26 protein-coding genes, 1 rRNA gene and 1 pseudogene are annotated in these 25,036 nt (G+C 36.8%); 18 read left to right on the top strand and 10 right to left on the bottom strand.

Going from position 1 to position 25,036, the window contains the following annotated elements:
* Positions 1-154: 154 nt before the first annotated feature.
* From ccmN to FFR48_RS05475, 6 genes and pseudogenes are all read left to right on the top strand, one after another.
* The gene (gene ccmN, locus FFR48_RS05500) at positions 155-937 is read left to right on the top strand and encodes a beta-carboxysome scaffolding protein CcmN (protein ID WP_137666642.1); all 783 of its coding nucleotides are present in this window, start codon (positions 155-157) and stop codon (positions 935-937) included.
* A gap of 49 nt (positions 938-986) precedes the next feature.
* The gene (ccmO, locus tag FFR48_RS05495; RefSeq protein WP_096571305.1) at positions 987-1,772 is read left to right on the top strand and encodes a beta-carboxysome assembly protein CcmO; all 786 of its coding nucleotides are present in this window, start codon (positions 987-989) and stop codon (positions 1,770-1,772) included.
* A 560-nt stretch (positions 1,773-2,332) separates the two neighbouring features.
* Entirely contained in the window at positions 2,333-3,274 is a 942-nt protein-coding gene (locus FFR48_RS05490; protein ID WP_137666641.1) for a LysR family transcriptional regulator, read from the top strand.
* Positions 3,275-3,852: 578 nt separating this feature from the next.
* Positions 3,853-4,183: pseudogene (locus FFR48_RS05485) on the top strand (DUF4140 domain-containing protein); the annotation flags it as partial.
* Positions 4,184-4,470: 287 nt separating this feature from the next.
* Positions 4,471-5,217, top strand: a complete 747-nt coding sequence (locus tag FFR48_RS05480) for a DUF561 domain-containing protein (RefSeq protein ID WP_137666640.1) — start codon at positions 4,471-4,473, stop codon at positions 5,215-5,217.
* 675 nt (positions 5,218-5,892) lie between these two features.
* Positions 5,893-6,114, top strand: a complete 222-nt coding sequence (locus FFR48_RS05475) for a hypothetical protein (RefSeq protein ID WP_137666639.1) — start codon at positions 5,893-5,895, stop codon at positions 6,112-6,114.
* A 74-nt stretch (positions 6,115-6,188) separates the two neighbouring features.
* On the opposite strand, the gene FFR48_RS05470 is transcribed toward FFR48_RS05475, so the two are convergent.
* Positions 6,189-7,337, bottom strand: a complete 1,149-nt coding sequence (locus tag FFR48_RS05470) for a DegT/DnrJ/EryC1/StrS family aminotransferase (RefSeq protein ID WP_137666638.1) — start codon at positions 7,335-7,337, stop codon at positions 6,189-6,191.
* 169 nt (positions 7,338-7,506) lie between these two features.
* Between FFR48_RS05470 and FFR48_RS05465 the strand changes: the two genes are divergently transcribed.
* From FFR48_RS05465 to FFR48_RS05455, 3 genes are read left to right on the top strand one after another with little or no spacing between them, the layout of a single operon-like run.
* Positions 7,507-8,283 carry an ABC transporter permease gene (locus tag FFR48_RS05465; RefSeq protein ID WP_137666637.1) on the top strand — a complete coding sequence of 259 codons (777 nt, stop codon included), beginning with the start codon at positions 7,507-7,509 and terminating at the stop codon, positions 8,281-8,283.
* Positions 8,284-8,328: 45 nt separating this feature from the next.
* Positions 8,329-8,574 (top strand): UPF0175 family protein, encoded by a 246-nt coding sequence (locus FFR48_RS05460; RefSeq protein ID WP_096571295.1) that lies wholly within the window; start codon positions 8,329-8,331, stop codon positions 8,572-8,574.
* On the top strand, positions 8,571-9,065 hold the full coding sequence (locus FFR48_RS05455; protein WP_137666636.1) for a PIN domain-containing protein: 495 nt from the start codon (positions 8,571-8,573) through the stop codon (positions 9,063-9,065). The genes FFR48_RS05460 and FFR48_RS05455 overlap by 4 nt, the downstream gene beginning before the upstream one ends.
* Positions 9,066-9,078: 13 nt before the next feature.
* On the opposite strand, the gene FFR48_RS05450 is transcribed toward FFR48_RS05455, so the two are convergent.
* Positions 9,079-10,719, bottom strand: coding sequence for a DNA methyltransferase (locus FFR48_RS05450; protein ID WP_137666635.1), 1,641 nt, complete (start codon positions 10,717-10,719; stop codon positions 9,079-9,081).
* 215 nt (positions 10,720-10,934) lie between these two features.
* A complete protein-coding gene (locus FFR48_RS05445) occupies positions 10,935-11,546 on the bottom strand; it encodes a hypothetical protein (protein ID WP_096571289.1) in 612 nt (203 codons plus the stop codon).
* 135 nt (positions 11,547-11,681) lie between these two features.
* Between FFR48_RS05445 and FFR48_RS05440 the strand changes: the two genes are divergently transcribed.
* A complete protein-coding gene (locus FFR48_RS05440) occupies positions 11,682-12,125 on the top strand; it encodes a biotin carboxylase (protein ID WP_137666650.1) in 444 nt (147 codons plus the stop codon).
* Between the two features lie 207 nt (positions 12,126-12,332).
* Here FFR48_RS05440 and FFR48_RS05435 read toward each other — a convergent pair whose 3' ends face one another.
* The 3 genes from FFR48_RS05435 to upp form a co-directional block, all read right to left on the bottom strand.
* On the bottom strand, positions 12,333-12,605 hold the full coding sequence (locus tag FFR48_RS05435; protein ID WP_096571285.1) for a YggT family protein: 273 nt from the start codon (positions 12,603-12,605) through the stop codon (positions 12,333-12,335).
* Between the two features lie 131 nt (positions 12,606-12,736).
* Complete coding sequence (locus FFR48_RS05430) at positions 12,737-13,084, bottom strand: ssl2009 family thylakoid membrane protein (protein ID WP_137666634.1); 348 nt, start codon at positions 13,082-13,084, stop codon at positions 12,737-12,739.
* 169 nt (positions 13,085-13,253) lie between these two features.
* A complete protein-coding gene (upp, locus tag FFR48_RS05425; protein ID WP_096571283.1) occupies positions 13,254-13,904 on the bottom strand; it encodes a uracil phosphoribosyltransferase in 651 nt (216 codons plus the stop codon).
* Between the two features lie 374 nt (positions 13,905-14,278).
* Between upp and crtH the strand changes: the two genes are divergently transcribed.
* The gene (gene crtH / locus FFR48_RS05420) at positions 14,279-15,766 is read left to right on the top strand and encodes a carotenoid isomerase (protein WP_137666633.1); all 1,488 of its coding nucleotides are present in this window, start codon (positions 14,279-14,281) and stop codon (positions 15,764-15,766) included.
* Between the two features lie 52 nt (positions 15,767-15,818).
* Here the strand turns inward: crtH and FFR48_RS05415 are convergent, their stop codons facing one another.
* On the bottom strand, positions 15,819-16,625 hold the full coding sequence (locus FFR48_RS05415; protein ID WP_137666632.1) for a DUF4058 family protein: 807 nt from the start codon (positions 16,623-16,625) through the stop codon (positions 15,819-15,821).
* A 120-nt stretch (positions 16,626-16,745) separates the two neighbouring features.
* Complete coding sequence (gene purT / locus FFR48_RS05410; RefSeq protein ID WP_137666631.1) at positions 16,746-17,915, bottom strand: formate-dependent phosphoribosylglycinamide formyltransferase; 1,170 nt, start codon at positions 17,913-17,915, stop codon at positions 16,746-16,748.
* Positions 17,916-18,185: 270 nt separating this feature from the next.
* Here purT and FFR48_RS05405 point away from each other — a divergent pair, with 270 nt between their 5' ends.
* From FFR48_RS05405 to FFR48_RS05380, 6 genes are all read left to right on the top strand, one after another.
* On the top strand, positions 18,186-19,505 hold the full coding sequence (locus tag FFR48_RS05405; protein ID WP_137666630.1) for a serine/threonine-protein kinase: 1,320 nt from the start codon (positions 18,186-18,188) through the stop codon (positions 19,503-19,505).
* Positions 19,506-19,875: 370 nt separating this feature from the next.
* Positions 19,876-20,172 carry a type II toxin-antitoxin system TacA family antitoxin gene (locus tag FFR48_RS05400; protein ID WP_137666629.1) on the top strand — a complete coding sequence of 99 codons (297 nt, stop codon included), beginning with the start codon at positions 19,876-19,878 and terminating at the stop codon, positions 20,170-20,172.
* Entirely contained in the window at positions 20,169-20,681 is a 513-nt protein-coding gene (locus tag FFR48_RS05395) for a GNAT family N-acetyltransferase (protein WP_096571273.1), read from the top strand. The genes FFR48_RS05400 and FFR48_RS05395 overlap by 4 nt, the downstream gene beginning before the upstream one ends.
* 253 nt (positions 20,682-20,934) lie before the next feature.
* Positions 20,935-21,498, top strand: a complete 564-nt coding sequence (locus FFR48_RS05390; protein ID WP_096571271.1) for a Uma2 family endonuclease — start codon at positions 20,935-20,937, stop codon at positions 21,496-21,498.
* 260 nt (positions 21,499-21,758) lie between these two features.
* Positions 21,759-22,109 carry a hypothetical protein gene (locus FFR48_RS05385; RefSeq protein ID WP_137666628.1) on the top strand — a complete coding sequence of 117 codons (351 nt, stop codon included), beginning with the start codon at positions 21,759-21,761 and terminating at the stop codon, positions 22,107-22,109.
* A gap of 207 nt (positions 22,110-22,316) precedes the next feature.
* The gene (locus FFR48_RS05380) at positions 22,317-22,718 is read left to right on the top strand and encodes an HNH endonuclease (protein WP_137666627.1); all 402 of its coding nucleotides are present in this window, start codon (positions 22,317-22,319) and stop codon (positions 22,716-22,718) included.
* A gap of 190 nt (positions 22,719-22,908) precedes the next feature.
* On the opposite strand, the gene mnmE is transcribed toward FFR48_RS05380, so the two are convergent.
* Positions 22,909-24,303: a tRNA uridine-5-carboxymethylaminomethyl(34) synthesis GTPase MnmE gene (gene mnmE, locus FFR48_RS05375; RefSeq protein WP_137666626.1), complete on the bottom strand. Its 1,395-nt coding sequence runs from the start codon at positions 24,301-24,303 to the stop codon at positions 22,909-22,911.
* 117 nt (positions 24,304-24,420) lie between these two features.
* On the opposite strand from mnmE, the gene FFR48_RS05370 reads away from it, so the two are divergent.
* On the top strand, positions 24,421-24,621 hold the full coding sequence (locus tag FFR48_RS05370; RefSeq protein WP_096571267.1) for a hypothetical protein: 201 nt from the start codon (positions 24,421-24,423) through the stop codon (positions 24,619-24,621).
* 296 nt (positions 24,622-24,917) lie between these two features.
* Here FFR48_RS05370 and rrf read toward each other — a convergent pair.
* A 5S ribosomal RNA gene (gene rrf / locus FFR48_RS05365) occupies positions 24,918-25,035 on the bottom strand.
* Between the last annotated feature and the right edge of the window lies 1 nt (position 25,036).

Below are 25,036 nucleotides of genomic sequence, written 5' to 3'. Positions count from 1 at the left end.
GGAGTCAGGAGTCAGGAGTCAGGAGAATTTAAGAATAAAGAATTAATTTTTCTTCCCCTGCTTCCCCTGCTTCCCCTGCTTCCCCTGCTTCCCCCACCTACCTATCTCAAAATATTCAACATTAATTTTTCCGGCTTCCGAGGTAATAAATTCCATGTCTGTGCCGCTGCTACGCCTGGGCAACAGTTTTGATTCTCTTATGAGTGGCGATGTCAATATTCATGAAACCGCCGTAATAGCACCAGGGGTAATACTCCAAGCAGCTGCCAACAGTAAAATTATTATTGGTCCTGGGGTTTGTATTGGCATGGGGTCAATTCTCCAAGTCAATGAGGGTATCCTAGAAATAGAAGTAGGAGCAAACCTGGGAGCCGGCTTTTTGATGGTTGGCCAAGGCAAAATTGGGGCTAATGCTTGTATTGGTGCTGCTACGACAGTGTTTAACTGTTCCGTCGCACCGGAGCAAGTAGTACCATCAGGTTCAATTCTGGGAGATAGCAGTCGGCAAATTGATGAAAATCAAAATCAACCAACGGTAGAAACTTCTTCTGATACCACGGTGACAAATCCCCCAGAAGCAGAACCAGAGAACCCAGAGGAAAAAGTAGTTACTTCTACTCAATTCTCTGCTGTGGCTTTTGTAGAGTTTAAACAAGAATCTACTTCCGTACCTCCACCTTCTCCCACTCCTAAAAGCCAGTCGCCTCCAGTTGCAGCAACTCCCCTGGTTACTGACTCTACTCTTACAGAAACAACTCTCCCAGGCTCTCCAGAAACTAACTCTCAAGCACCCGAACCCAGTCCTGCTAACACTGAAAGTTCTCAAATTTTTGGAACACAGATATATGGACAGGGAAGCATTAATAGACTATTGACTACATTGTTTCCCAATCGGCAACCCTTGAGTAACCAAAACTCTGAAAATTCTTCAGAGTAAGTGTTATTTGTTAGTTGTCTGCCTTTGCGAGAATCCTGGTGAATTTATGATGGAAACATACAACCAACGCTCTCTTAGTACCATCCATGCACCACGTCGCCGCGATCCCCTCAAGGATGCAGCCTTGGGTATGGTATCCACTCTCAGTTTTCCGGCTATTGTTGGCACGGCTGATATGATGCTCAAGTCGGCTGGTGTTCATTTAGTCGGCTATGAAAAAATTGGTAGTGGTCACTGTACGGCTATTGTTCGGGGTAATATTGCTGATGTACGTCTAGCTGTGGAAGCTGGTGTACAAACAGCAGAACAGTTTGGACAATTGGTGTCTAGTTTGGTTATTCCTCGGCCTTATCCCAATTTGGATATAGTTCTACCTATTAACCGTCTCACGCAAATAATGGAGGATGGCAGTTACAGCCGTTTGAGTAATCAAGCGATTGGTTTGGTGGAAACTCGTGGTTTTCCGGCAATGGTAGGGGCTTGTGATGCTATGCTGAAATCAGCAGATGTCCATTTAGCTTCCTATGAAAAAATTGGTGCGGGCTTGTGTACCGCTATTATTCGGGGTACGGTGGCTAATGTGGCTGTTGCTGTAGAAGCGGGAATGTATGAGGCAGAAAGGATTGGTGAGTTAAACGCTGTCATGGTGATTCCGCGACCTTTGGATGAGTTGGAACAAACCTTGCCTGTGGCTAGTTGCTGGGTGGAAGAACGTCAACCAGTGAATATACCCTTGAATATCAAGGATAAAATTGTTGATGCAGAAGCTGTGGAATTACCTGATTTAGCGAAATTGCCTGTTAAGGTTAAGGAAGAACTTTGGAGTGATGAGTGATGAATGATGAATGGTGAATAATCAATTATATGTAGCTGTGGACAAGAACTTTAAGACATGATTGAAAACTCAAACCTAGTTTTGACAAAGGTTTTACGTTTGCCTTTTGCCTCTTGCCTTCTGCTATATTTTCGATATTCAGCATTCATCTTGGGTTAGAAGGAATCTTACGTTTTGTGTTGTTTTGATCATATCTTTTCAATTCCATAAGTCCAATACTACACTTCTGATAGCGAGGATAGATTTTTCCCTATACTTACACTCATAACTTTAATATGTGTGCCACTACACAATATGTCAGTGTTAAGTAATACTAAATATATATAGTAGTCGGCAGATAATGAGGATCATCTCAAATTCTACAATCTTTGTAAAACAAGAGTTGTCACAATCTTACTGCTGACTAATATATCTAACCCAAGTTGCTAGTTACAAAAAAGTCAGGGTGTAGGGGTGTAGGAGAAAAACTTAATTCTTGGTTCTGAACTTCTGAACTTCTGAACTTCTAACACAACTAGCAAATTAAGTTATCTATTAACTGCTATTAGAGGAGAATCACCTTGAACCAAGCGACACTGCACCAGTTGAAGGTGTTCGAGGCCGCTGCAAGACACGGTAGCTTTACCCGTGCTGCTGAAGAGTTATTTCTCACCCAACCGACTGTATCAATGCAAATCAAGCAACTAACAAAATCTGTGGGGTTGCCATTGTTTGAACAGGTGGGAAAACGCTTATTTTTAACAGAAGCGGGACATCAGTTATTTGCCACTTGTCGCCAGATTTTTGACACTATCGCCCAGTTTGAAATGACTGTTGCGAATTTAAAGGGGCTAAAACAAGGTCAATTGCGTTTGGGGGTAATTACCACGGCTAAATATATTATTCCCCGTTTGTTGGGTCCGTTTTGCCAACTTTATCCGGGAATTGATATTTCGCTACAGGTAACAAATCATGAAGGTATTTTAGATCGGATGATTACTAATTTGGACGACTTGTATATTATGAGTCAAGTTCCAGATCATTTGGATATCAATTGTCAACCTTTTTTGGAAAATCCTTTAGTGGTTTTTGCTCCCGCTGGGCATCCGTTAGCAAAGGAAAAAAATATTCCTTTAGAACGACTGGGAGAAGAACCATTTATTATGCGCGAACCTGGTTCCGGCACACGCCGCGCTGTGCAAAGTCTCTTAGATGAACATGGGGTGAAGGTCAAGGTGAAATTGGAATTAGGGAGTAATGAAGCAATAAAACAGGCTATAGTTGGAGGCTTGGGAATTTCGGTGCTATCTCGTCATACTTTGTTGACGGATGCCCATGAGTTTAGTATTTTGGATGTCCAGCATTTTCCCATTAAGCGGACTTGGTATATAGCTTATCCAGCAGGTAAACAATTATCTATTGTTGCTCGTACTTATTACGAGTATCTGTTAGAAGCAGCAAGGAAAATTGTGGAACAGGAAATTGCTCCTCTCAGTATTAAGGTTGAGCAACTTCCGTCATAAAATTTGCATCAAATTTACATTCAAAACTTCCTTACTGCTTGACGGTGCAACAGGAAACCATTGACAATTAACCAACATAATTATTAAACCAGTGAACAGGCAAAAGGTGACAGTGATAACTGGTAACTGTTAAACATAGTGGAAAACTGGCAATGGTAAACTCGGAATTATCATCTTGGCGTAAAACAATACAAAGCTAGATTGTATCTGTCACAGTCTATGGTGACAAAGCTTTGGTTACAAGAAGAGGTGTAATAAGCTGTTGTGCATTTAATTTGTATAAGTGGAACAGGCATCTTGCCTGTTAAACAAGAGTTCAGAATATTAGGATTATACAATTTAGCTGTGTAACAGCTTATCCTTAACAGGAGAAGAACGAGAGTTATTAATTAGGGCTTGCTGAATAAACCCAAAATACTCGTAAATCAAAGGTTTGAGGCTGATCAGGAGGAAAGAAAGTGCAAGATTTTTGAAGGGTATACCTTAAAAACTGTGCATTTTGGGTCTGATAAATTAGAAAATCTGGGGATAACAGATAGCTAAAACTATTCCCTATTCCCTATTCCCTATTCCCTGCCTCAACGAAGGGACTTTTTCAGCAAACCCTAATTACACCTTTGCCTGTGACTTTGGAAACGGAGTCTGTGCGGGTAAATGGTGCTGGTACGGTAGGGGTGCGGTTGCTGGGAGTCAGCAGCGATCGCATTTATACTACTGAACCTGTAGGATAAAAGGTAGCACAGTTGACTAAGCAAATTCATCAGTTTAAGTGAAACTTTGGATTTTTTGAATTTTATTGGTAGTCAGTATAGCGAATATGCGATCGCATCTGGAGAATGTAAAACCCAACAGCAAGAATTAGAAAAACAAGTACAACCTCTTCGCGCTGCATTACAGAAAATTCAAACTTTCTTAACAATTCTCAACATGATGTTTTAGAAAAGCATTTTATAAAAGAAGAGATGGTTATCTTATATAACCAGGGTAAAATAGATGATTTTGTTTCTCAAAGAGATGAGTATTTAAAATGTAAAGAAAGTAAATTTGTTGAAAGTTTGAATATTAAATATGTAGATTAAATTCTGAGAAATATCTGGTAATTTTACCTATTTCCTGTTCCTTATTCCCAAAGCCCTATTCCCAAATACCCCAAATAGTGTATAATTCTTACCTCAATAGGTTCAAAATCAGATATTATGACTATGCTTCCTAATTTGCAACGTGCATTTGCTAACCGCAGTGTTTTAAAAGTAATTAGCGGTTTAAATAATTTTAACGCTGAAAGTGTTGCTGCTACCGTGAAAGCTGCTGATTTGGGTGGTGCAACTTTTGTTGATATCGCTGCTGATGCGGCTTTAGTGCATTTAGCTAAAAACTTGACTAAATTACCTGTTTGTGTGTCCGCAGTTGCACCAGAAAAATTTGTAGAAGCTGTTGCTGCTGGTGCTGATTTAATTGAAATCGGTAATTTTGATTCTTTTTACGCTCAAGGTCGCAGATTTGAAGCGGATGAAGTTTTGGCGTTAACTCAGCAAACCCGCGCTTTGTTACCAGAAATTACTTTATCTGTGACTGTTCCTCACATCCTAACTTTGGATCAACAAGTTCAATTAGCTGAAGATTTAGTCAAAGCTGGTGCTGATATTATCCAAACTGAAGGCGGTACTAGCAGTCAACCTGCTCACCCTGGTACTTTGGGTTTGATTGAAAAAGCTGCTCCCACTTTAGCGGCTGCTTATGAAATTTCCCGCGCTGTTTCTGTACCTGTTTTGTGTGCTTCTGGTATTTCTAATGTGACTGCACCTTTGGCTGTAGCTGCTGGTGCTGCTGGTGTGGGTGTTGGTTCTGCTATTAACCAACTCAATAGCGAAATTGCGATGATTGCGGCTGTGCGTGGTTTGGTGGAAGCTTTGGCGACTGCAAATACTCGCACTTTTGCATAAAAGGCAGGAGTTATTTATTTTGGATTTTGGATTTTGGATTTTGGATTATTTACTTTTGTCAACTCCAATCTAAAATCTAAAATCTAAAATTAGACACTCTGCACTCCTAAAAACTCATAACAAGACTTTTTCAAACCTTAAATACAAAAAACGCAGATGAACGCAGATGGTTATAAATAATTTTTTGTCAAGAGTTGATTTGTACTATTCAAGTTTTCAGATCAATTTACCCCTAAAATTGGTGCAAGCAACATCTATTTTTTCTCAGTGTTTTTTTAGAATGATTTAAGTATAGATTTTGCAAACCTTTGTATATCACGGGTTAAAAGATGGCAATTTTTGATTTTTTTAAAATTTGACATACTTACCCTGATCATGAAATTTAGAGAAATTATAGCAAATGCCGGAAACTATTGCAATACCGTTAGTAAATAAAAATATTTCTCAATAATTTGTTAAGAGATGTTAAGGGAAAATGGTTGTAAGTTTTAAATATGCAAATCAAAATCAAATTAAAATAAATAAATTTTATATTTATTCTCGGTGAGATACTTTAACCACACACCCAATTCTCTTTCCTTTATTTATACTAAAGAGAAAGTATCTTGCACAGAGTTTTCGGTTTATTATTGTCAGTGTTAACGTCTAAATTTATTGTAATTAATCTTTCTAAAAATGACTCAAAGTTCTCTTCCCCATTTTCGGGAATTATGGACAAGTTTACAAGATAACGACCGTGATTTTCTCAGACGTTTAATTGCTGGTGAAACTTCCACCCAAAAAGACAAAGGAGTGATGAAAAAACTAATGCGAAAAGAAATCCTGACTCCAGAAGGTAACGCTTTTCAAGTGCCTTTAGTACAACGATTTGTAGAACAATTACTAGAGGAAGAGTAAAATCAATATCCTTTTCCACATCACAGAGAGTTTGGGGAGAAGTTTTCCCTCCTCCCTCTTAACTGTCACCTCTGTTAACTTAAACAGTCTTTCAACGCATAAATGACTTTATCTTGCTGTTCCTGTGTGAGTTCTGGGAACATGGGTAAAGAAATCACTTCATGACAGGTTTTTTCGGACACAGGTAATTGTCCTGGTTGATAGCCTAAATTTTCATAAACCGGCTGCAAGTGTAAAGGACGGGGATAATAGAGCATTGTGCTTACTTCTTTTTCTTGCAGTTGAGTCCGCACCCAGTCCCGATATTTGGAACTTGCACCGTTTCTTTCTTCACTGGAAACGCGGATGGTATATTGATTCCAAACGGCTTCTCCTCCTAATAATTCTTGGGGGGGAGTAATGCCAGGAATTTGACTGAGGTATTGATAATAATATGTTGCTATTTTTTGCCTGTGTTTGTTCCAGGTGTCTAGATAGCGGAGTTTAATTTGCAGAATGACTGCTTGAATCGCATCTAAGCGACTGTTAACTCCGATTTCTTCGTGAATGTATCTAACTTTGCTGCCATGTTCTCGTAATATTCGCAGTTTAGCAGCGATCGCACTATCGTTAGTTGTAATTGCACCCCCATCACCGCAACCACCAAGGTTTTTGGTGGGGTAAAAGCTGAAACATCCAATATGACCAATACTACCAACTTTTTGATTTTCCCAACTTGCACCGGTGGCTTGAGCGCAATCTTCAATCACTGCTAAATTATGAGAGTTGGCGATCGCCATTAAAGCTGTCATATCCACTGGTAAACCAAACAGGTGAACGGGGATAATAGCTTTAGTTTTGGGTGTAATTGCTGCGGCTATTTGGGTGACATCTAAATTAAAGGTAGTGGCATCAATATCTACAAATACAGGTGTTGCACCGACAGCAGTTATGACTTCGGTGGTAGCAAAAAAGCTAAAGGGTGTGGTAATAACTTCATCACCTGCACCAATTTCTAAAGCACGTAAAGCCAGATATAAAGCGTCAGTACCGGAATTACAAGCTACACATTCCGTGACACTATGATAAGCTGCAAACTGTTCTTCAAAACCTTCTACCGCAGGACCACCAATATAACGGCCAGAACTGAGAACTTCTAAAACAGCATGACTAACTTCAACTTCAATGGTGGCATATTGCTGTTTGATATCAAATGCAGGAACGGAATTTACACTTTGGATCATAGTTGTTATTTTATCGGGAGATTCAAAAGATACACTTTTAACGGTGATATAGCAGTATACAGGGTAGTTATGACATTAATTTACGACATTAATTGATCATAAAACTAGGACTAAAATAGGTTGTACTTCTACCTTCTGCCTGTAAACTATCTCAGGAAATAAAGAAACCATGCCGGATTTGATTAAACTGGATATTGTAGATTTAGTGTTAGCTGTGGGTTTAATGGCGATCGCTATTGGTTTATCTGCCTGGGAAAAATTAGGACTAGAGTTAAACCTAGCATTAGCCACCGGTAGAACCATCCTCCAACTTATAGTATTAGGATACGTTTTAGACTTCATTTTTGCTGTTGACAATGTTTGGGCTGTTGTGGGAATTTTTACTATCATTCTCACAATTACGGCGATTGTCGCACGAAACCGCATCAGTCAAAAAATTCCTTTGGTACTGCCTTTAGTTTGGGTAGTGATTTTTGCTAGTACGTCATTAACCTTACTTTACACCAATTTTTTGATTATCCAACCTGACAGATGGTATGAACCCCGTTATTTAATTCCTTTGGGTGGTATATTGATCGGTAACGCTATGAATGCCGCAGCAGTAGCCGGAGAAAGGCTAGTTAGCAGTATTAATCAATTTCCTACAGAAATAGAAACACACCTCAGTTTAGGTGCAACACCCCAGCAAGCTGTTAGTCACTATCGCCAGGATGCAATTAAAGCTGCTTTTGTTCCTACTTTAAATCAAATGATGCTAATTGGCATGGTGACAATACCCACTTTTACCAGTGGACAATTATTAGCTGGAGTATCTGCGTTGGCAGCGGTTTCTTATGAAATTTTAATTATTTTTATGGTAGCTGTGGTTAATTTGTTGACGACTATTTTTGTCACTAAAGGTTTATGTCGGCAATTTTTTAATGATGCGATGCAGTTGGTAAGATGATATTAAGTTTTGCTATAATTAAAAGTAAATATCACATTTTTGATTATGAGTATCTTAATACCTGATGATATTCTGCGAGCGAGCAAAATGACAGAAGAAGAATTAAAATTAGAAATTGCTATCATGCTTTATCAACAAGGAAAAATTAGTGGTGGTAAAGTTCGTGCTTGGACTGGACTAACAGTGATAGAATTTCAACATCAGCTTGCTGTAAGAGGACTTTGTGTTAATTATGATATAGAGGATTTTCAATCAGATATCAAAACCCTAGAATCAATGGGGTTATTATGATTATCGTTAGTGATACTTCACCCATTACTAATTTAGCAGCAATTAGTCAACTAGATTTATTGCAAAAACTTTACACTTCTATTATTATTCCCACAGCAGTTTATAATGAAATGGTCAAAGTAGATAAAGTTGTTCCGGGTGCTGTGGAGGTACAAACTTTACCTTGGATTCAACAACAGACTGTTGTAGATTCTCAAAGAGTAATTGTGATTCAAGAAAACGAAGAAAATATAGATTTAGGTGAAGCAGAAGCGATTGCTTTAGCTCTGGAACTCAAAGCTAATTTACTATTAATGGATGAACGTCGAGGTAGAATAGTTGCAAGTAGCTATGGTTTACAAATAACTGGGTTATTAGGAGTCCTATTGCAAGCGAAACGACAAATTTTGATCCCTTCTGTAAAAATTTTGTTAGATAAAATGATTGAAAAAGCTGACTTTCGAGTCAGTAAGGAATTGTATTCAACAATTATACAAGCTGCTGGGGAATAATTAGGATTGAGAGTTATTCATCCCTAAAAAGTTCTAATTGTGTTTGTTTCACTTCCTTTTGTTTTTCCGCAGATTTCAAAACTTCTAAACTTAATCTCATATCTAATCTTTTTTGTTGTTCAATGATTTCTTGTACTGTGATAATCTGAATTTTATCTACAGGTTGACTCATATACCGACTTTGATAAATTCCTGCTTCTTTTGCAGTTTGGATCATGTCTTTTGTCGGTGGTTTTAAGGTAATAAAAATCCCTAATACTGCACTTTCTAGGGTTATTGTTCCCTGTAAATCTCTAATATCTCCAGATTTGACATTACCAGATTTTACTTGTAAAATTATCTTTTCTGGTTCGTTTTTGTCTCCTGTAAAATACGCTATTCCATCAATTCCTTTATCTGCTCCTTTCTTTTGATTAATGGTAGCACGATTATTAGTATAGGTTAAAATTGCCCATTTCTCAAATTCTTTACGAGTGCGATCGTCTTTTTTCAATGCTAATGCTTCCGCAGATTGCATATCTTTGGGAATACCGCTAATATTAATATTTTCTAATACTTGTTTGCCAAAAGAGTCTTCTAATCTTTTCAGAATTAAACTAATACTTTGATAAGTAATATCAATTCCTATCCATTGTCGATTTAATCTTTGTGATACTGCTACTGTTGTTCCACAACCACAATAAGCATCTAATATGATATCACCTTCGTTACTACTGGCTTGAATTATTCTTTCTAATAATGCTTCGGGTTTTTGGGTGGGATATCCTAATAATTCTTTGTGCCAAGATCGCAAAGCTTCTACATCATTCCAAGTATCTTGGATTGGTAAACCTTCACTTTCATCTAAATATCTTTTAATTCTCGCAACACGATTTTTAGTATAGTAAATTCTCCCTTGTTTATCAAGTTTTTCCATTGTTTCTTTTGGACATCTCCACAGTTTTGTCACTCCATTCCATTCATATTGATAACCGCCTCCAGCTAAACCAGCAGCACCCAAATCACCTGACATCCATTTTCTCCCATCATCATCTTGATATCTGTAATATTTATCAATATAACTTTGTTCATATTTTTGATATACCTGATTCCAGGTAGTTTTCCAACTTTTGGAATAGTAAAAAATCACATCATGAACATTACCATATTTACCAGAATCACTATGTCCTGATGTACGTTTCCAGATAATTTCATTTTTGAAATCTCCACCTTGAGAACAAAAAATAGCATCTATAATAATTTTTAAATAATGGGAAGCTGTGGGATCACAATGCAAGTAAAAACTACCTGTGGGTTTCAAAACTCGGTGGATTTCTGCTATTCTTAAAGTCATGTTCACTAAATAAGCTAATAGACTTCCTTTACCCAGAACTTTGGTTAACCCAGAAATTAAATCTATGCTTTGAGAAGTAAAATGTCCTAAATAGTTTTCTTGAATTTCTGCTAAACCTTGATTAGCGTGATCATCCCATGTCCATGTATCAATAAAAGCTTGAGTTTTTGCTTTATCTTCTTTACCGATATTATTATAAATTTGGTGATAATTGCGTTGAGAATTAAAGGGCGGATCAATATAGCAAATATCCACAGTTTCATCTTTGATGTGTTTTCTCAAAACCTGCAAATTATCACCATAAAATAACTGATTGACCATAATTAATAATCTCAAAATTTAAATGTTTTAGCTATTTCAAGATCATATTTTACAATATGTCTAATTCAATGCTATAAAATCGTATAAAATTTTAATATTTTCCTGGTTGATTACTTTAATAAATAAGTCAAAATCCAATTAAAATTGATAGATACCGGACTTCTTAAAGAAGTCCGGTATCTGGGTAAATGATATTAAATGATATTAAATGATATTTACTTTTTAGGCCACCGCCAATTATACCGATTCCATTCATAAACACCGGGTATTTCATATTCACTACCATTAAAAAACCGAATTTGACAAATACTAAAACTGTCATTACTATTAACAATTTCATCAATATTAATTACCATACAGGGAATCCATTCCTTCTGAGATATATCATCTTCTGGTATCCATTCCCACAGTGCATTAGAAACTTCAATGCGATCGCCTACTTTCAGTTTTAAAGCTTCTTCCAAATAAGCATACTTATCAAAATGATATGCTTGCACCCGATTTAACCACTGTAAACCATAACGTTGGCGAATAAATTGCACTTTTCCCGAATCTTGTGCTAAAAGCCAATCATTAAGTAATTGTACTTTCCAAGTGCGGTTTTGTGCTTCCTCTGCTTTGACAAACTCCAAAAACACCTCTAATTCCTCTGGAGTCAGTTCATCCAAAGGGTTGTTAGTATCTGATACCTTAGAAGTTAAGCTTCTCTGAATCTGTTCGACTACTTGCAGCAATATTTGTTTCTGTATATCAGTGAGAGGACAGTCAGCAGCATCACAACGACTAAATGCTGTTTGCAAGACTGCTTCAATCTCATCTGGATTCATAAGCTGGTGCAAAGAATGGTCTATTGATACAATTATTGCAAAATTAAATTCCACTTTCTCATTAAAAAACAGGGAATTTTCGGTAATCGGCAAATAAAACTTTTGTATACTTTTTGTAAATTTACTTTGTGTTTTATGCGATCGCACTCACTCAAGCTATCACTCAAGCTAATATTAATCTCTTGTTTATTAGTTTTCTGCTCTTGGGTTTTTACCTTACCAGCCCAAGCTTTAACACAAATTAAACTATCTGACTTATCATACCAAGATTGTCCACCAGAATTAGCACAAGGTGCTGTTGTTAGTAATGGTTCAGGGTCTGCTAATTGCTTTATTGTCACTGGTAAAGCAGAAAACAGCACTTATAAAACAGTCTATGACGCAGATATCTACGGACGCATCTATGATGCCAATAATAATCCAATATTACAAAACCGCACCCGTCTAGGTTCTATTCCTGAAGTACCACCTGGTGTTAGTAATTTTGAGTTAAGAATTTCTGTACCTGCAAACCAACCAACTCCATTACAACTAAAGCAATTTAAAGCATCTGGGTTTAGCGGTAAAGTGAGAAGATAGGAGTCAGGAGTCAGGAGTTATTGATTTTGGATTTTGGATTTTGGATTGTTTTTGTTAACTCCAATCTAAAATCTAAAATCTAAAATCTAAAATTTTCCTCCCTATTCCCTGCCTCCACGAAAAGACTTTTTCAGCAAATCCTATATTTTTACACTACATTCCCGGCTGATATCAGACCGGGTAATTACCGAAATGAGCAGAAATGATTTAAAATCCCTGGACTAAAGGAACAAGACCAGATATTAAACTACTAGCAACATTGAGTGCAAGGAAAGCTAGGATAGGCGAAAAATCCATACCACCCAATGGGGGGATAATTGAACGAAATAGATTAAGATAGGGGTCACTAATCTGGCTCAAGGCTGCAAATGGTTGGTTATACCAGTTGACTTGGGGAAACCAGGTTAATAAAACCCGAATGATTAGCAAAGAGCTATAGATAGTGATGAAAGTATTGAGAGTGTTAATCAGTAAATACATAGATGGGTTATTTTTGTGGTAAAAGCTAAACGCTGTCTTATTTCTTGATTGTAATGGAGCTAATGTCATAGCGTCTGCAAATAACAGCGACATCTACCAAAATAGGTTTTTTGCTATGATATAGCCGTTGTTTAAGGGTCTTGGGACATAGAGCGTTCAGCGGTTGGAGATGAACTACCATTAACATTGCTCAACTGATTTCGCACATCATCAATTGTGGCATTGAGTTGAGCGATTTTATCTTCTAGCGATCGCCTTGCTGTTTCCATTTCTAAATCTTCACCAGCAGCGGATCTCATCTGCCGTTTTCTTCTAGCTGGAACTTTACCCGCTGTCACAGAACCATTGTTAATTTCTCTCTCTTCCTCTTCCACTGTATCCCGTCGAGATGCCAGCACAGCACCTAAAACGCCGCCAACTACACCGCCAACAATAGACCCAAGTAAAAAACCACTGGCAAAACCATCTTTTTGACTCATATTTTCACCGCCTTGAACAAAGAAACCATCAGAAGCCCATTTTCAGTAATTTTATTAGTTATCCAAACATTCGGGTCTAAAACCCCGCTTTTTCAGGTGCAAAGTTTTTGCAGTGGGTGATTAATACCCATAACAAAAACGGCCTTCTGCCTTCTGCCTTCTGCCTTCGTCAAGTCCCAAAGATGCGATCGCCTGCATCTCCTAATCCCGGTACAATAAATCCCTGATCGTTAACCGTTTCATCAATGATGGCACTATAAACTGTTAAGCCAGGATAAGCAGCACTCAATTTTTGCAAAGCTGGTGGTGCAGCTACCACGCAAACAATTCGCGTTAACGTCGGATCAACACCCCTTTGTGTCAATTCTGCCATTGCTGTCATTATAGATCCTCCTGTTGCTAACATGGGATCGGTAATTAACACCCTCGTTTCTGGATCAAATTTCTCTGGTAGTTTGTTCAAATAACAAGAGGGTTCTAAGGTTTCCTCATTTCGCACTAAACCCAAATGGTAAACTTTTGCTAAAGGTAATACCGTTTGCGCTCCCTCTAATAAGCCTAACCCAGCCCGGAGAATCGGTACAACTGCCACTGGTACTTGTGGATCAATGAAAGTTGCTGCACAAGGAGCTAAGGGAGTATTAACCACCGTGTTTTGCGTTGGTAACCACTCTCTTGCGGCTTCATAACTTAGCCATCGTCCCAACTCCGTAATCGCAGAGCGAAATAATACTGAAGGTGTAGCTGCATCACGAGCTACCGCCAGCCAGTGTTTGATCAGGGGATGGGGTGGGACATAAACTAGCAATTGTTGAGTCATAGTTCAAAAAGCAGCCTCTCACTATCAAGGAACTGATCCACCATCATACTCTTTCCCGCCTGTGCATTGGTTAGATAGGCTCATTTATGGCTGTGGACAATCTGTGTATTTCCGGCATTTGTGCGATCGCTTTCCAACTATTGCAATAAATTTTCATTAGTAGTTGACAGATATTCTCAATCAAGGCTATATTGTTTATAGTGTTCTCCTCTCTTTAAAGGATCGGCAGACGGGATTGGCCAGTAATAGCGGCTTGTCCCTCTTTTTTTCAGCTTTCAAGGCTAAAATATAAAAAATGAGAACAAATACGCAAACTCTAGTATTTACCAATTACCAATTACCAATTACCAATTAGCAATTACCAATTACCAATTATGTTTGATGCTATTATTATTGGTGCTGGTATCGGGGGTTTAGTTACCGCCACCCAGTTAGCAGCTAAAGGCGCGAAAGTCTTGGTTTTAGAACGTTATTTAATTCCTGGTGGTAGTGCAGGTTATTTTCAACACCAAGGATATACTTTTGATGTTGGTGCATCCATGATATTTGGTTTTGGTAAAAAAGGAACAACCAACCTACTCACCCGCGCTTTAGATGCAGTCAATGTTCACTTAGAAACCATCCCTGATCCTGTCCAAATTCATTATCATTTACCTGATAATTTAGATATTAAAGTTGATCAAAATTACGAGAAATTTTTACAAAATTTAATTGCTTATTTTCCCCATGAAGAAACAGGGATTCGCCGATTTTATAACGAATGTCAAAAAATTTTTAATTGCCTCAATAGCATAGAATTATTATCATTAGAAGAAATTGGTTATGTAATGCGAGTATTCTGGCAAAACCCCTTAGCTTGCTTAGGTTTAGCCCAATACTTACCGCAAAATGTTGGCGATATAGCCCGCAAATATATTAAAGATCCGTTATTATTAAAATTCATAGATATTGAATGTTATTGTTGGTCTGTCGTTCCTGCTAATATGACACCAATGATTAATGCTGGAATGGTGTTTTCTGATCGTCATTATGGGGGAGTTAATTATCCTAAAGGTGGAGTAGGAAAAATTGCCCAAAAATTAGCAGAAGGTTTAGAAAAATGTGGTGGTAAAATTGAATATCAAGCAAGAGTGACAAAAATTCTCACTAAACAGGGTCAAGCTATTGGTGTACAATTAGCAACAGGTGAAGTTTATCATGGTAAAAAAATTGTATCTAATGCTACGCGCTGGGACACTTTTGAAAAATTACTACCAAAAGCACAAATACCACCTAATGAGAAAAATTGGCAGCAGAGATATCAGAAATCACCAAGTTTTTTAAGTTTGCATTTAGGTGTAAAAGCTTCCGTATTACCTACAGGAACAGAATGTCATCACATTATTTTAGAAGACTGGGAAAAAATGGAATCAGCAGCAGGGACCCTGTTTGTATCTATTCCCACATTGCTAGATCCGAGTTTAGCTCCTCCAGAATACCACATTATTCATGCTTTTACACCGGATTGGATTGATAATTGGCGGGGACTTTCTAGGAGTGAATATGCAGAAAAGAAGGAACAAGCAGCAGGGGAAATTATTAACAGATTAGAACGAATTTTTCCCGGTTTAGATGCGGGTTTGGACTATATGCAAGTGGGAACACCCCTAACCCATCGGCGGTTTTTAGGTAGGGTTGATGGAACTTATGGACCAATACCCAGACGTAAGTTATGGGGTTTGTTGGGTATGCCTTTTAATCGTACCACCATACCTAATCTTTATTGTGTGGGTGATAGCACATTTCCGGGTCAAGGTTTAAATGCTGTGGCGTTTTCTGGGTTTGCTTGCGCTCATCGTATTGCGGTAGATTTGGGAATTTAGATAATTAGTGTGGTGAGTTAGGCGATCGCTAACACACCCTTATCTATCTACTTTAGCTGTCACCTCTTCTTCCTTGTTCTCTTAATAATTGATCCATCCATTCTTGAGCTTCCACAGATAAATCTGGTACAGGAGGAATATTATAATCTAAGGTTAAATCAAATCTAGCTTTTTTATAGATAACTGATAACAAATCCTGCAAGTTTACTTCTATTTCCTGTTCCCCTTTTTGTAGAGGAATAGTAAAATTAGGTATAGTTTCTCTGACACTAAATGCAAATAGTTGAGCCGATGGCAAGCGATAAGACCTAACAATTAAAATTCGATAATCTGTATCAGCAATATGGGTAATCATAGGCATCTTTTCCCCAGCCCTAATTAAGTCTATTTCTACTAAATTAGTATCACTTTGTAGTATTTTCTCCCGTTTGTCTAAATAAGATTTTCTACCTTCTTTTGTTCTTTTATTAGTAGGAGAAAGCACTTCAATTATAGTTACTACTTTACCTGTAGAAACTTCTCTAATTTCTAAATATCCTTCTTTGATTTCTAAAGGTAAGGGTAATGTGACATCGACGGATTTATTTGCTGTTTCTGTGGATAAAGTTGCTGTTGCTGTATAACTATCTGATTTTTGAGTTTTTTGTTTTACTGATAAAATCGTTACATCGGGAATACCAACTAACAGAGAATCTTCACTGTCAGTTCTATAGGTGCGTTTTTCTATAGCTACGCGATATTTTTGGCTAAGATGGGATTCTATATTATCAGCAATCGCTGTAATTAATCTATGATGTACTTCTGACCATAAATCAGGATTTTCTAAATAGGGATTCATCCCTGGAAATGGTGAAGTCATAAATTTATCCTATACAATTATTGGAGTTCCTGTTTTATTATAGCATTTCTAGGAAAGTAAGTATTATATATTGTAGGGTGTGTTAGGCACAGCGTAACGCACCCTAATGAAGTTTTACATTTAAACTAATTTCACTTTATTTGCTGCTTTTGTCGCTTTTTCCCTTGCTGATTTTTCATCATTACCTTTTGCTAATGCAACTCCCATTCTTCTGTAAGGATGTGCGGTTGGTTTACCAAATAATCTAATATCTACATCCTTTTCTACTAATGCTTCTGCAACACCAGTAAAAGCAATAGAATCAGATTTTTCAGAGGCTAAAATTACCGCACTTGCAGAATATCCTAGTTGTTCAATATGGGGAATAGGTAAACCTAAAATTGCCCGTAAATGTAATTCAAATTCATTCAAATTCTGGGAAATTAACGTTACCATTCCGGTATCATGGGGACGAGGTGAAAGTTCAGAGAAAATCACTTCATCTTTAGTGATGAAAAATTCTACCCCAAAAATTCCCGCACCTCCTAAAGCATCAGTAACTTTTTTAGCAATTTCTTGAGCAGCTAATATTTTATCATCAGAAATATTTGCAGGTTGCCAAGATTCTTGATAATCTCCTCTTTCTTGTCTGTGTCCAATGGGAGGACAGAAAATAGTTTCTGCATCCCATTGTTTAATTGTCAGTAAAGTGATTTCTATTTCAAAATTGATAAATTCTTCAACTATGACTTTTTGACTGTCACCTCTAGAATTTTCAATTGCATATTTCCAAGCTGTTTCTACTTCTGTTTTATCATTAACTACAGATTGACCTTTTCCTGATGATGACATGACAGGTTTAACAACATTAGGAAAACCGATTTCTTCAGAAATAGCAATCAATTCTTCTAAGCTGACTGCATAACCATATTTAGCGGTTCTTACCCCTAATTCCTTATGTGCTAATTCTCGGATTCTATCACGATTCATCGTGTAATTAGTTGCTGCTGCGGTAGGAATAACTGTGATTCCTCTTTGTTCAAATTCCTGTAATTTTTCAGTTCTAATTGCTTCAATTTCTGGGATAATAAAATCAGGTTTGTGTTTACTAACTACCGCTTCTAAATCATCTGCACTGAGCATAGAAATTACTTCTGAACAGTCAGCAACCTGCATTGCGGGAGCGTTTGCATAACGATCAACTGCAATCACATAATTACCTAAGCGTTGTGCAGCAATGACAAATTCTTTTCCTAGTTCTCCTGAACCGAGTAACATGAGTTTTTGGGGTAGTTGCAGTGATTTTTTCATAGTTTACCTTGGTCGTGTTTGATATGTTGATATTTTAAGATAATAAACTATTTAGATGACCGAATTTTGCGAGGGGATTTGAATTTTTCAATTGTCTGAATCAGGACACCCTTCGGGAAGTCAAAAGTAAAAAGTCAAAAGTCAAAATTTAATTGTCTGAATCAGGATGTCCAGGATTAAAGGATTTACAGGATGTTATTGATTGCTGATCGTGTTAATACTTATGTAGTGTGTTATAATCACGGACATCATCAATCATTATCCTGATTTATGCTACAACCCGGAAAAGCATTAAAAAAACGTCCCCAATATGTGATAGAAACAGAAATTGGTGTTGGAGGTTTTGGTGTTACTTATAAAGCTAAACATCAAGATTTGAATTTTCCTGTAGTTATTAAAACTCCTAATAGTCGGTTGTGTAGAGATGCTAATTATCCTAAATTTGTGGAAGGTTTTCGCAAAGAAGGAAGAAGATTAGCCGATATTACGCAATTTCATCATCCTCATATTGTCAGAATTATAGACTTTTTTGAAGAGGATAATTTACCATGTTTGGTGATGGATTTTGTCAAGGGTGAAAATTTATATCATTTAGTACAAGATAAAGGAATTTTATCAGAATCAAATGCTATTGATTATATTAAACAAATTGCTGACGCTTTATCTCTTTGTCATGAAAATGGCATTATTCATCGGGACGCACATCCTGGAAATATGATATTAAGAGAAAATAGCAATACTGTAGTTTTAATAGATTTTGGTTTAGCGGGAAATGTGAATAGTCAAAGTATTAACCAAGCTGCTAATTTAGCTTTTGCACCTTGGGAACAAATGTTAGAAACGGAAAAATCAGCAAGTATAGATGTTTATACTTTAGCTGCTTCTTTGTTTTATTTGGTGACTGGAGATACTCCCACACCTTGTTTAGCAAGGAAGATGTTAAATAATGATTTAATTGAACCAAAAAGGATAAATTCAAAGATTAGTGATAGGTTAAATAAAGCGATTATTCAAGGTTTGGAATTAGAACCTAAAAACCGTCCCCAAAGTATGAAGGAATGGGTGGGTTTATTTCCTGGTTTAAGTAGTGGTAATAATGGTAATGAGTTAGAATTAAAATCAGATGTAGGGATGGATTATAATAAACTGCAAAACTACCTTAAAGCAGGGAACTGGAAAGAAGCGGATAAGGAAACAGCACAGGTAATGTTAGAAGTTGCAAAACGGGAAAAGGAAGGTTGGTTAGATACAGAACACATTGATAATTTTCCCTACAAAGACCTTCGCACCATTGACCAATTATGGGTAAAATACAGTGATGGTAGATTTGGGTTTTCTGTTCAGAAAAGGATTTATCAGGGTTTAGGTGGAACGAGAGAATATAACTCAGAAATCTGGAATAAGTTCGGGGATAAGGTAGGATGGAGAAAAGGAGGAAGCTGGTTGAGAAGCGGGTTGTACTACAGAGATATTACTTTTGATATAAAAGCACCAGAAGGCCACCTCCCCTGTGTTTGTTTTGGGTGGGGTGTGGTTGTGTTGGGTGTGTGGGGGGTTCTCTTCTCTCGTGTCGAGACTTGTAAACTGTAACATTTAAAGATTATGGAAAATTATTAAGTCAGAATCAGGATAACCAGGATTAAAGGATGTACAGGATGGTAATTTTTAGATGGTTTGTAATCATTTCAATAAAATCATCAAAAAACATCCTGTAAATCCCAACATCCTCACAAAAAATCATCAAAAAACATCCTGTATATCCTCAAATCCTGGACATCCTGATTCAGACAATTAAAATCCTCAAATCATCACAAACAATCATCAAAAAACATCCTGTAAATCCTCAAATCCTGGACATCCTGATTCAGACAAATAATGATTAAATCTGGTAGTTTATCAAAAAATGTCAAAGTACGGAAATTAGACGTACAATAGAAAAAAGTTGAGATCCATAAAATTTATGCTAAATACTGGAAAATCATCATTATCTAAAAAAGAACGTTTAGAAGCACGATTAACTTCTGAACAGAAAGAAATATTACAAATTGCTGCGGAAATTGAAGGAACAACTTTAACTGATTTTGTCATTAGAAGCGCACAATCCCACGCTCGTAAAGTAATATCAGAACATAATCAGATTAAATTGAGTTTAAAAGATTCTCAATCTTTTGTAGAATCACTACTGCATCCTCCAACACCTAATGCACGGATGATGAAAGCTGCGGCTGAGTATAAAAAAGCAACAGAATTAAAATGACTATTCCTAACTTTAATTATATCATTGAGCCTATTTCTGCTCAACATAATCGAGATGATTTTTCCTGTGGAATAGAAGCACTTGACTATTATTTAAAAAAGCAAGCTAAACAGGATGTACGGCGATTTTTGACAGCAGTATTTGTTTTATATGATTCAGAAAAACAACATATTGCTGGTTATTATACATTAGCTGCAACTGCTATTCAATTAACTGATTTACCTGATTTTCTCATCAGAAAATTGCCTAAATATCCCTTACTTCCAGCTACATTATTAGGAAGATTAGCTATTGATAAAAATTATCAAAATCAGGGATTAGGTACTTTTCTATTATTTGACGCTTTAGCAAGAAGTAAGAATAATGAAGTAGCTTCTATGGCAGTTGTAGTGGATGCTAAAAATGATCAAGCTAAGGCATTTTATGAATATCATCAGTTTATCCCCTTTTCTAGTCAACCACTAAAACTTTATTTACCAATGGCGACTATTTTAGAGATGTTACCATAACTTTGTAGGGTGCGTTAGGAGTGCAAAAAGATGATAAAATACACAAATCAAATACATGACGTAACGCACCATTTTGATTGTCAGAATTAGGATACTCAGGATTAAAGGATGTACAGGATGGTAATTTTTAGATAGTTTAAATTATTTAAAGACAATCATCAAAAAACATTCTGAAAAATCCTCAACATCCTCACAAAAAATCATCAAATAAAATAAGATACAATATTGATAATCCACATCACCCGAAATGATAATGGTTCAAACCCCTATTAAACCCCTAACCCTTGATGAATTTCTCAAATTACCAGAAACAAAACCAGCAAGCGAATTTATTAACGGTGAAATCATTCAAAAACCCATGCCCCAAGGAAAACATAGCACAGTTCAGCTTGACCTCGGTTCTAATATTAACCTAGCACTAAAACCCCAGCATATCGCCCGCGCATACTCTGAATTACGCTGTACCTTTGGCGGTAGATCCATTGTACCAGATATTGCCGTCTTCACTTGGGAACGCATTCCCCGCGATGAAAATGGTGAAGTTGCTAATACTTTTACTATCCCTCCTGACTGGACAATTGAAATACTTTCTCCTGAACAAAGTCAAACTAAAGTAGTTAGAAATATTCTTCATTGTCTTCAATATGGTACTCAAATGGGTTGGTTAATTGACCCTGAAGAAAAATTAATTTTTGTCTATTTTGCTGATCAACGTATTCTATTATTTGAATTAGAAACAGATACTTTACCTGTTCCAGCTTTTGCAGAGTCTTTTAATCTCACTGTAGGTCAACTTTTTAGTTGGCTAAATGAATAGAAGTTTAATATATTCTTTGTCTGAATCAGGATAACCAGGATTAAAGGATGAGCAGGATAGTAATTTATAGATTGTTTAAATTATGCAAAATCAATCATTTGAAAACCTCCTCAAAAATCCCCAACATCCTCACAAACAATCATCAAAAAACATCCTGAAAATCCTCAAATCCTGGACATCCTGATTCAGACAAATTAAAATATTAGTAGTAAATCCTAATTCTCACAATAATAAAATAACAAACTTTGGAAAAATACACTATGCCTAAAATTATCCTAGAAATATCAGAAGAACTATCTCAACAAATAGCACAAATAGGAATAGATACCTTACCAGAACTCCTAGCTGTAAGTCTGCAAAAACCATTAATACCAACACAAGTTTACCAATATATCCTTAATTTTATTGCCAGTAACCCTACTCCACAAGAAATTGCTGAATTTAAACCCACACCGCAAATGCAAGAAAGGTTACGTACTTTACTAACACGCAGTAAATCAGGTGAAATTACACCTAGTGAAGTGCAAGAATTAGATGAATATGAACGCATTGAACACTTAATGGTGATGATTAAATCTGGTAATTTATCTTATTTAGGGTTTGCTGAATAAACCTAAAACCTTGATATATCAAAGGTTAGAGGCTGATAAACAGGAAAAAAGTGCAAGGGTTTTGAAGGGTATACCGGAAAAAGTGTGCATTTTTTGGGATTTCAAGAGATAGCAAAGAAATTTTCAAATCTCCTCCTGACTCCTGACTCCTGACTCCTATGCCCTCACGGAAAGACTTTCTCAGCAACCCCTATTTAAAGAGTAAAAATGAGTAAATCATATATCTCGGCTGCACTTCGCCGCTTAGTAGAAGAACGTGCAAATTATCAATGTGAGTATTGTTTACTACCTGCAAAAGTTGCATTTTTTCCCCACGAAATTGATCATATTATTGCAGAAAAGCATGGTGGTGAAACCAACGCTGACAATTTAGCCCTCACTTGTTGGCGTTGTAACCGATATAAGGGTAGTGATTTAGGTTCATTTGACCCAGATACAGGTAATTTTAGCTTTTTATTTAACCCGCGTCAGCAGGAATGGAAATTACATTTCATGTTTTCAGAAGTGGTTTTAGTTGGTTTGACTTGTGAAGGAAGAACAACAGTTAAATTGTTACAAATGAATAGCGAAGAAAGATTATCTGAACGCAAAAAATTAAATTTATCATAGTAAGTATAAAGAAAACAAAAACATCCTGATTCTGAAAAATTACAAGATCAGTACATCATTTTAATAACTGAAAATATTTCTCTGTGTCCTCTGTGTTTCTGTGGTTCGTTAAAAAAACATCCTGTAAATCCTCAAATCTTGGACATCCTGATTCTGACAAATGTCAAAATTTAAAGGCAAAATTTAAAATTCATTTACCAATACAAAACCTACTAAAAATCCGATCTAAAACTGATTCCGTCACCTCTTCACCCGTAATTTCTCCCAACGCATAAATAGCACCTCGTAAATCAATAGTCCAAAAATCTAAAGGTAATTGATTTTTAATAGTTTCTTGCACCTGTGCTAAATCAATCTTTGCTTTTGTTAATGCTGCTGCTTGTCTTTGATTAATAGCTAAATCCAGATTAGCAGCTTCCACATTTCCAACTTCCACACTTTCCAAAATCGCTGTTTCTAAATCATCAATACCCTGATTTTTCGCAGCAGCAGTTTCAATTTTAGCTTTTACATTTTGGATTTTAGATTTCAGAGTTTGTTTTTCTGCTTCGGAAATGAGGTCAATTTTATTAATTACTAAAATCAAAGGACGATGTTTTACCTGTTCATAAATTTCTTGATCTGCATCGGTCCAACCCACAGAACCATCAATAGTAAATAACACTAAATCTGCATTATTCGCAGCTTGACGCGATCGCTCAACTCCTATTTTCTCAACCTGATCTACTGTTTCTCTAATACCCGCAGTATCCAAAACTTGTACAGGTATTCCCCCTACAACTAACTGAGATTCTACCACATCACGGGTTGTACCAGGTAAGTCGGTGACAATAGCGCGATCGCTCTGACTCCAAGCATTTAATAAACTTGATTTTCCCACATTCGGACGGCCAACAATGGCAACTTTTAACCCAGTTCTTAATAATTCACCTTGATCTTTTGTGGCTAATAATTTATTTATTTCTAAACTAATTCTATCAATTTCATGAATAATTCTTTGTTCATCTAAAGGCGGTAAATCTTCTTCAAAATCAATTCTCGCTTCAATTTCTGCTAAAATATCTAAACATTGAGAGCGTAAATTTCTAATCGGTTGCGCTAATTTACCCCGTAAACCTGCTAATGCTGTTTGTGCAGCTTGGGGAGATTTTGCACCAACTAAATCTGCAATACTTTCAGCTTGGGTTAAATCTAATCTACCATTTAAAAAAGCCCTTAACGTAAATTCCCCCGGTTGCGCTAACCTTGCACCATTTTCTAAACATAATTGCAATACTTGTTGCACTGCCATAATTCCCCCGTGACAATGAAACTCTACCACATCTTCACGGGTGAAAGAACGGGGTGCTTTCATTATTAATAATAAAGCTTCATCAATTACTTGCTTGGTTTGGGGTTGACGGATAAAACCATAAAGGATGCGGTGACTTTCCCACGCTTGTTTTCCCGGTGCTAAAAATAGAGTTCTGGCGATCGCCATTGCATGATCACCAGAAACCCGCACAATACCTACACTACCTTTTTGGGGGACAACAGCAGTAGCGATAGCCGCGATCGTTCCAGTATGAGTTAATAATTCTGACATAGGAGTTTAGATAACAGGTAATAGGTAGCACCAAGAATAACTTCTGATAACCATACAAACTTAATAGTAATATTTATCTAAAGGTTAATAACGCCGTACTTGAGAGAGGAATTTACTGTGGAGCAGACAATTAACTGCGCTGAAGCTTGCGTTAACGGTTGCGTTTTAGGCGATAAATGTCCCAATATTGAGTTTAGAGAAGCAACTTCCAAGTTTATTGAAGAGACTTCGTTGGATAAAATGCTGGAGATAGCTGAAGAACGACTGCGGAAAAAAATGATGGAACCTCCAAAATGGGTATTTCCAGAAGATCCTTAATTTCCTAGTTCTTGAAACTTCCTGGACAAGCAAATGCAATAACGAATTTCATACTATTAATAATCATTTCTAGTGGCAGTATCTAATAACTATTGCCACTAATTATTAGTAAATTTGATGTAAATTTTCTTAGTAAATTTCTACATACCCAGTTCTATGTAAGGTGAATTACCACTAACTGCACCATTTTTAAACTAATTATCCCTAGCCTAGTTTACTTCTTTCTGAAGGTCAAGTACAAAATATCCAAAACCCCCTCTAAATAAATAGAGGAGGCTTTTGTTATTAAATATTAAACCTGGCATCGAGCTATTGTGACAGAGGGCAACCCCTCAACTATCGTCGCCGCAGCAGCGTTTCACCTCTGAGTTCGGGAAGGGATCAGTGTGGTTCCACCGCGCCATAGACACCAGGA

It is taken from the genome of Sphaerospermopsis reniformis, from assembly GCF_005402885.1.
GTDB lineage: Bacteria > Cyanobacteriota > Cyanobacteriia > Cyanobacteriales > Nostocaceae > Sphaerospermopsis > Sphaerospermopsis kisseleviana.
Note: the sequence above shows the minus strand (reverse complement) of the source record. Positions and strands in the feature narration are given on the sequence as shown.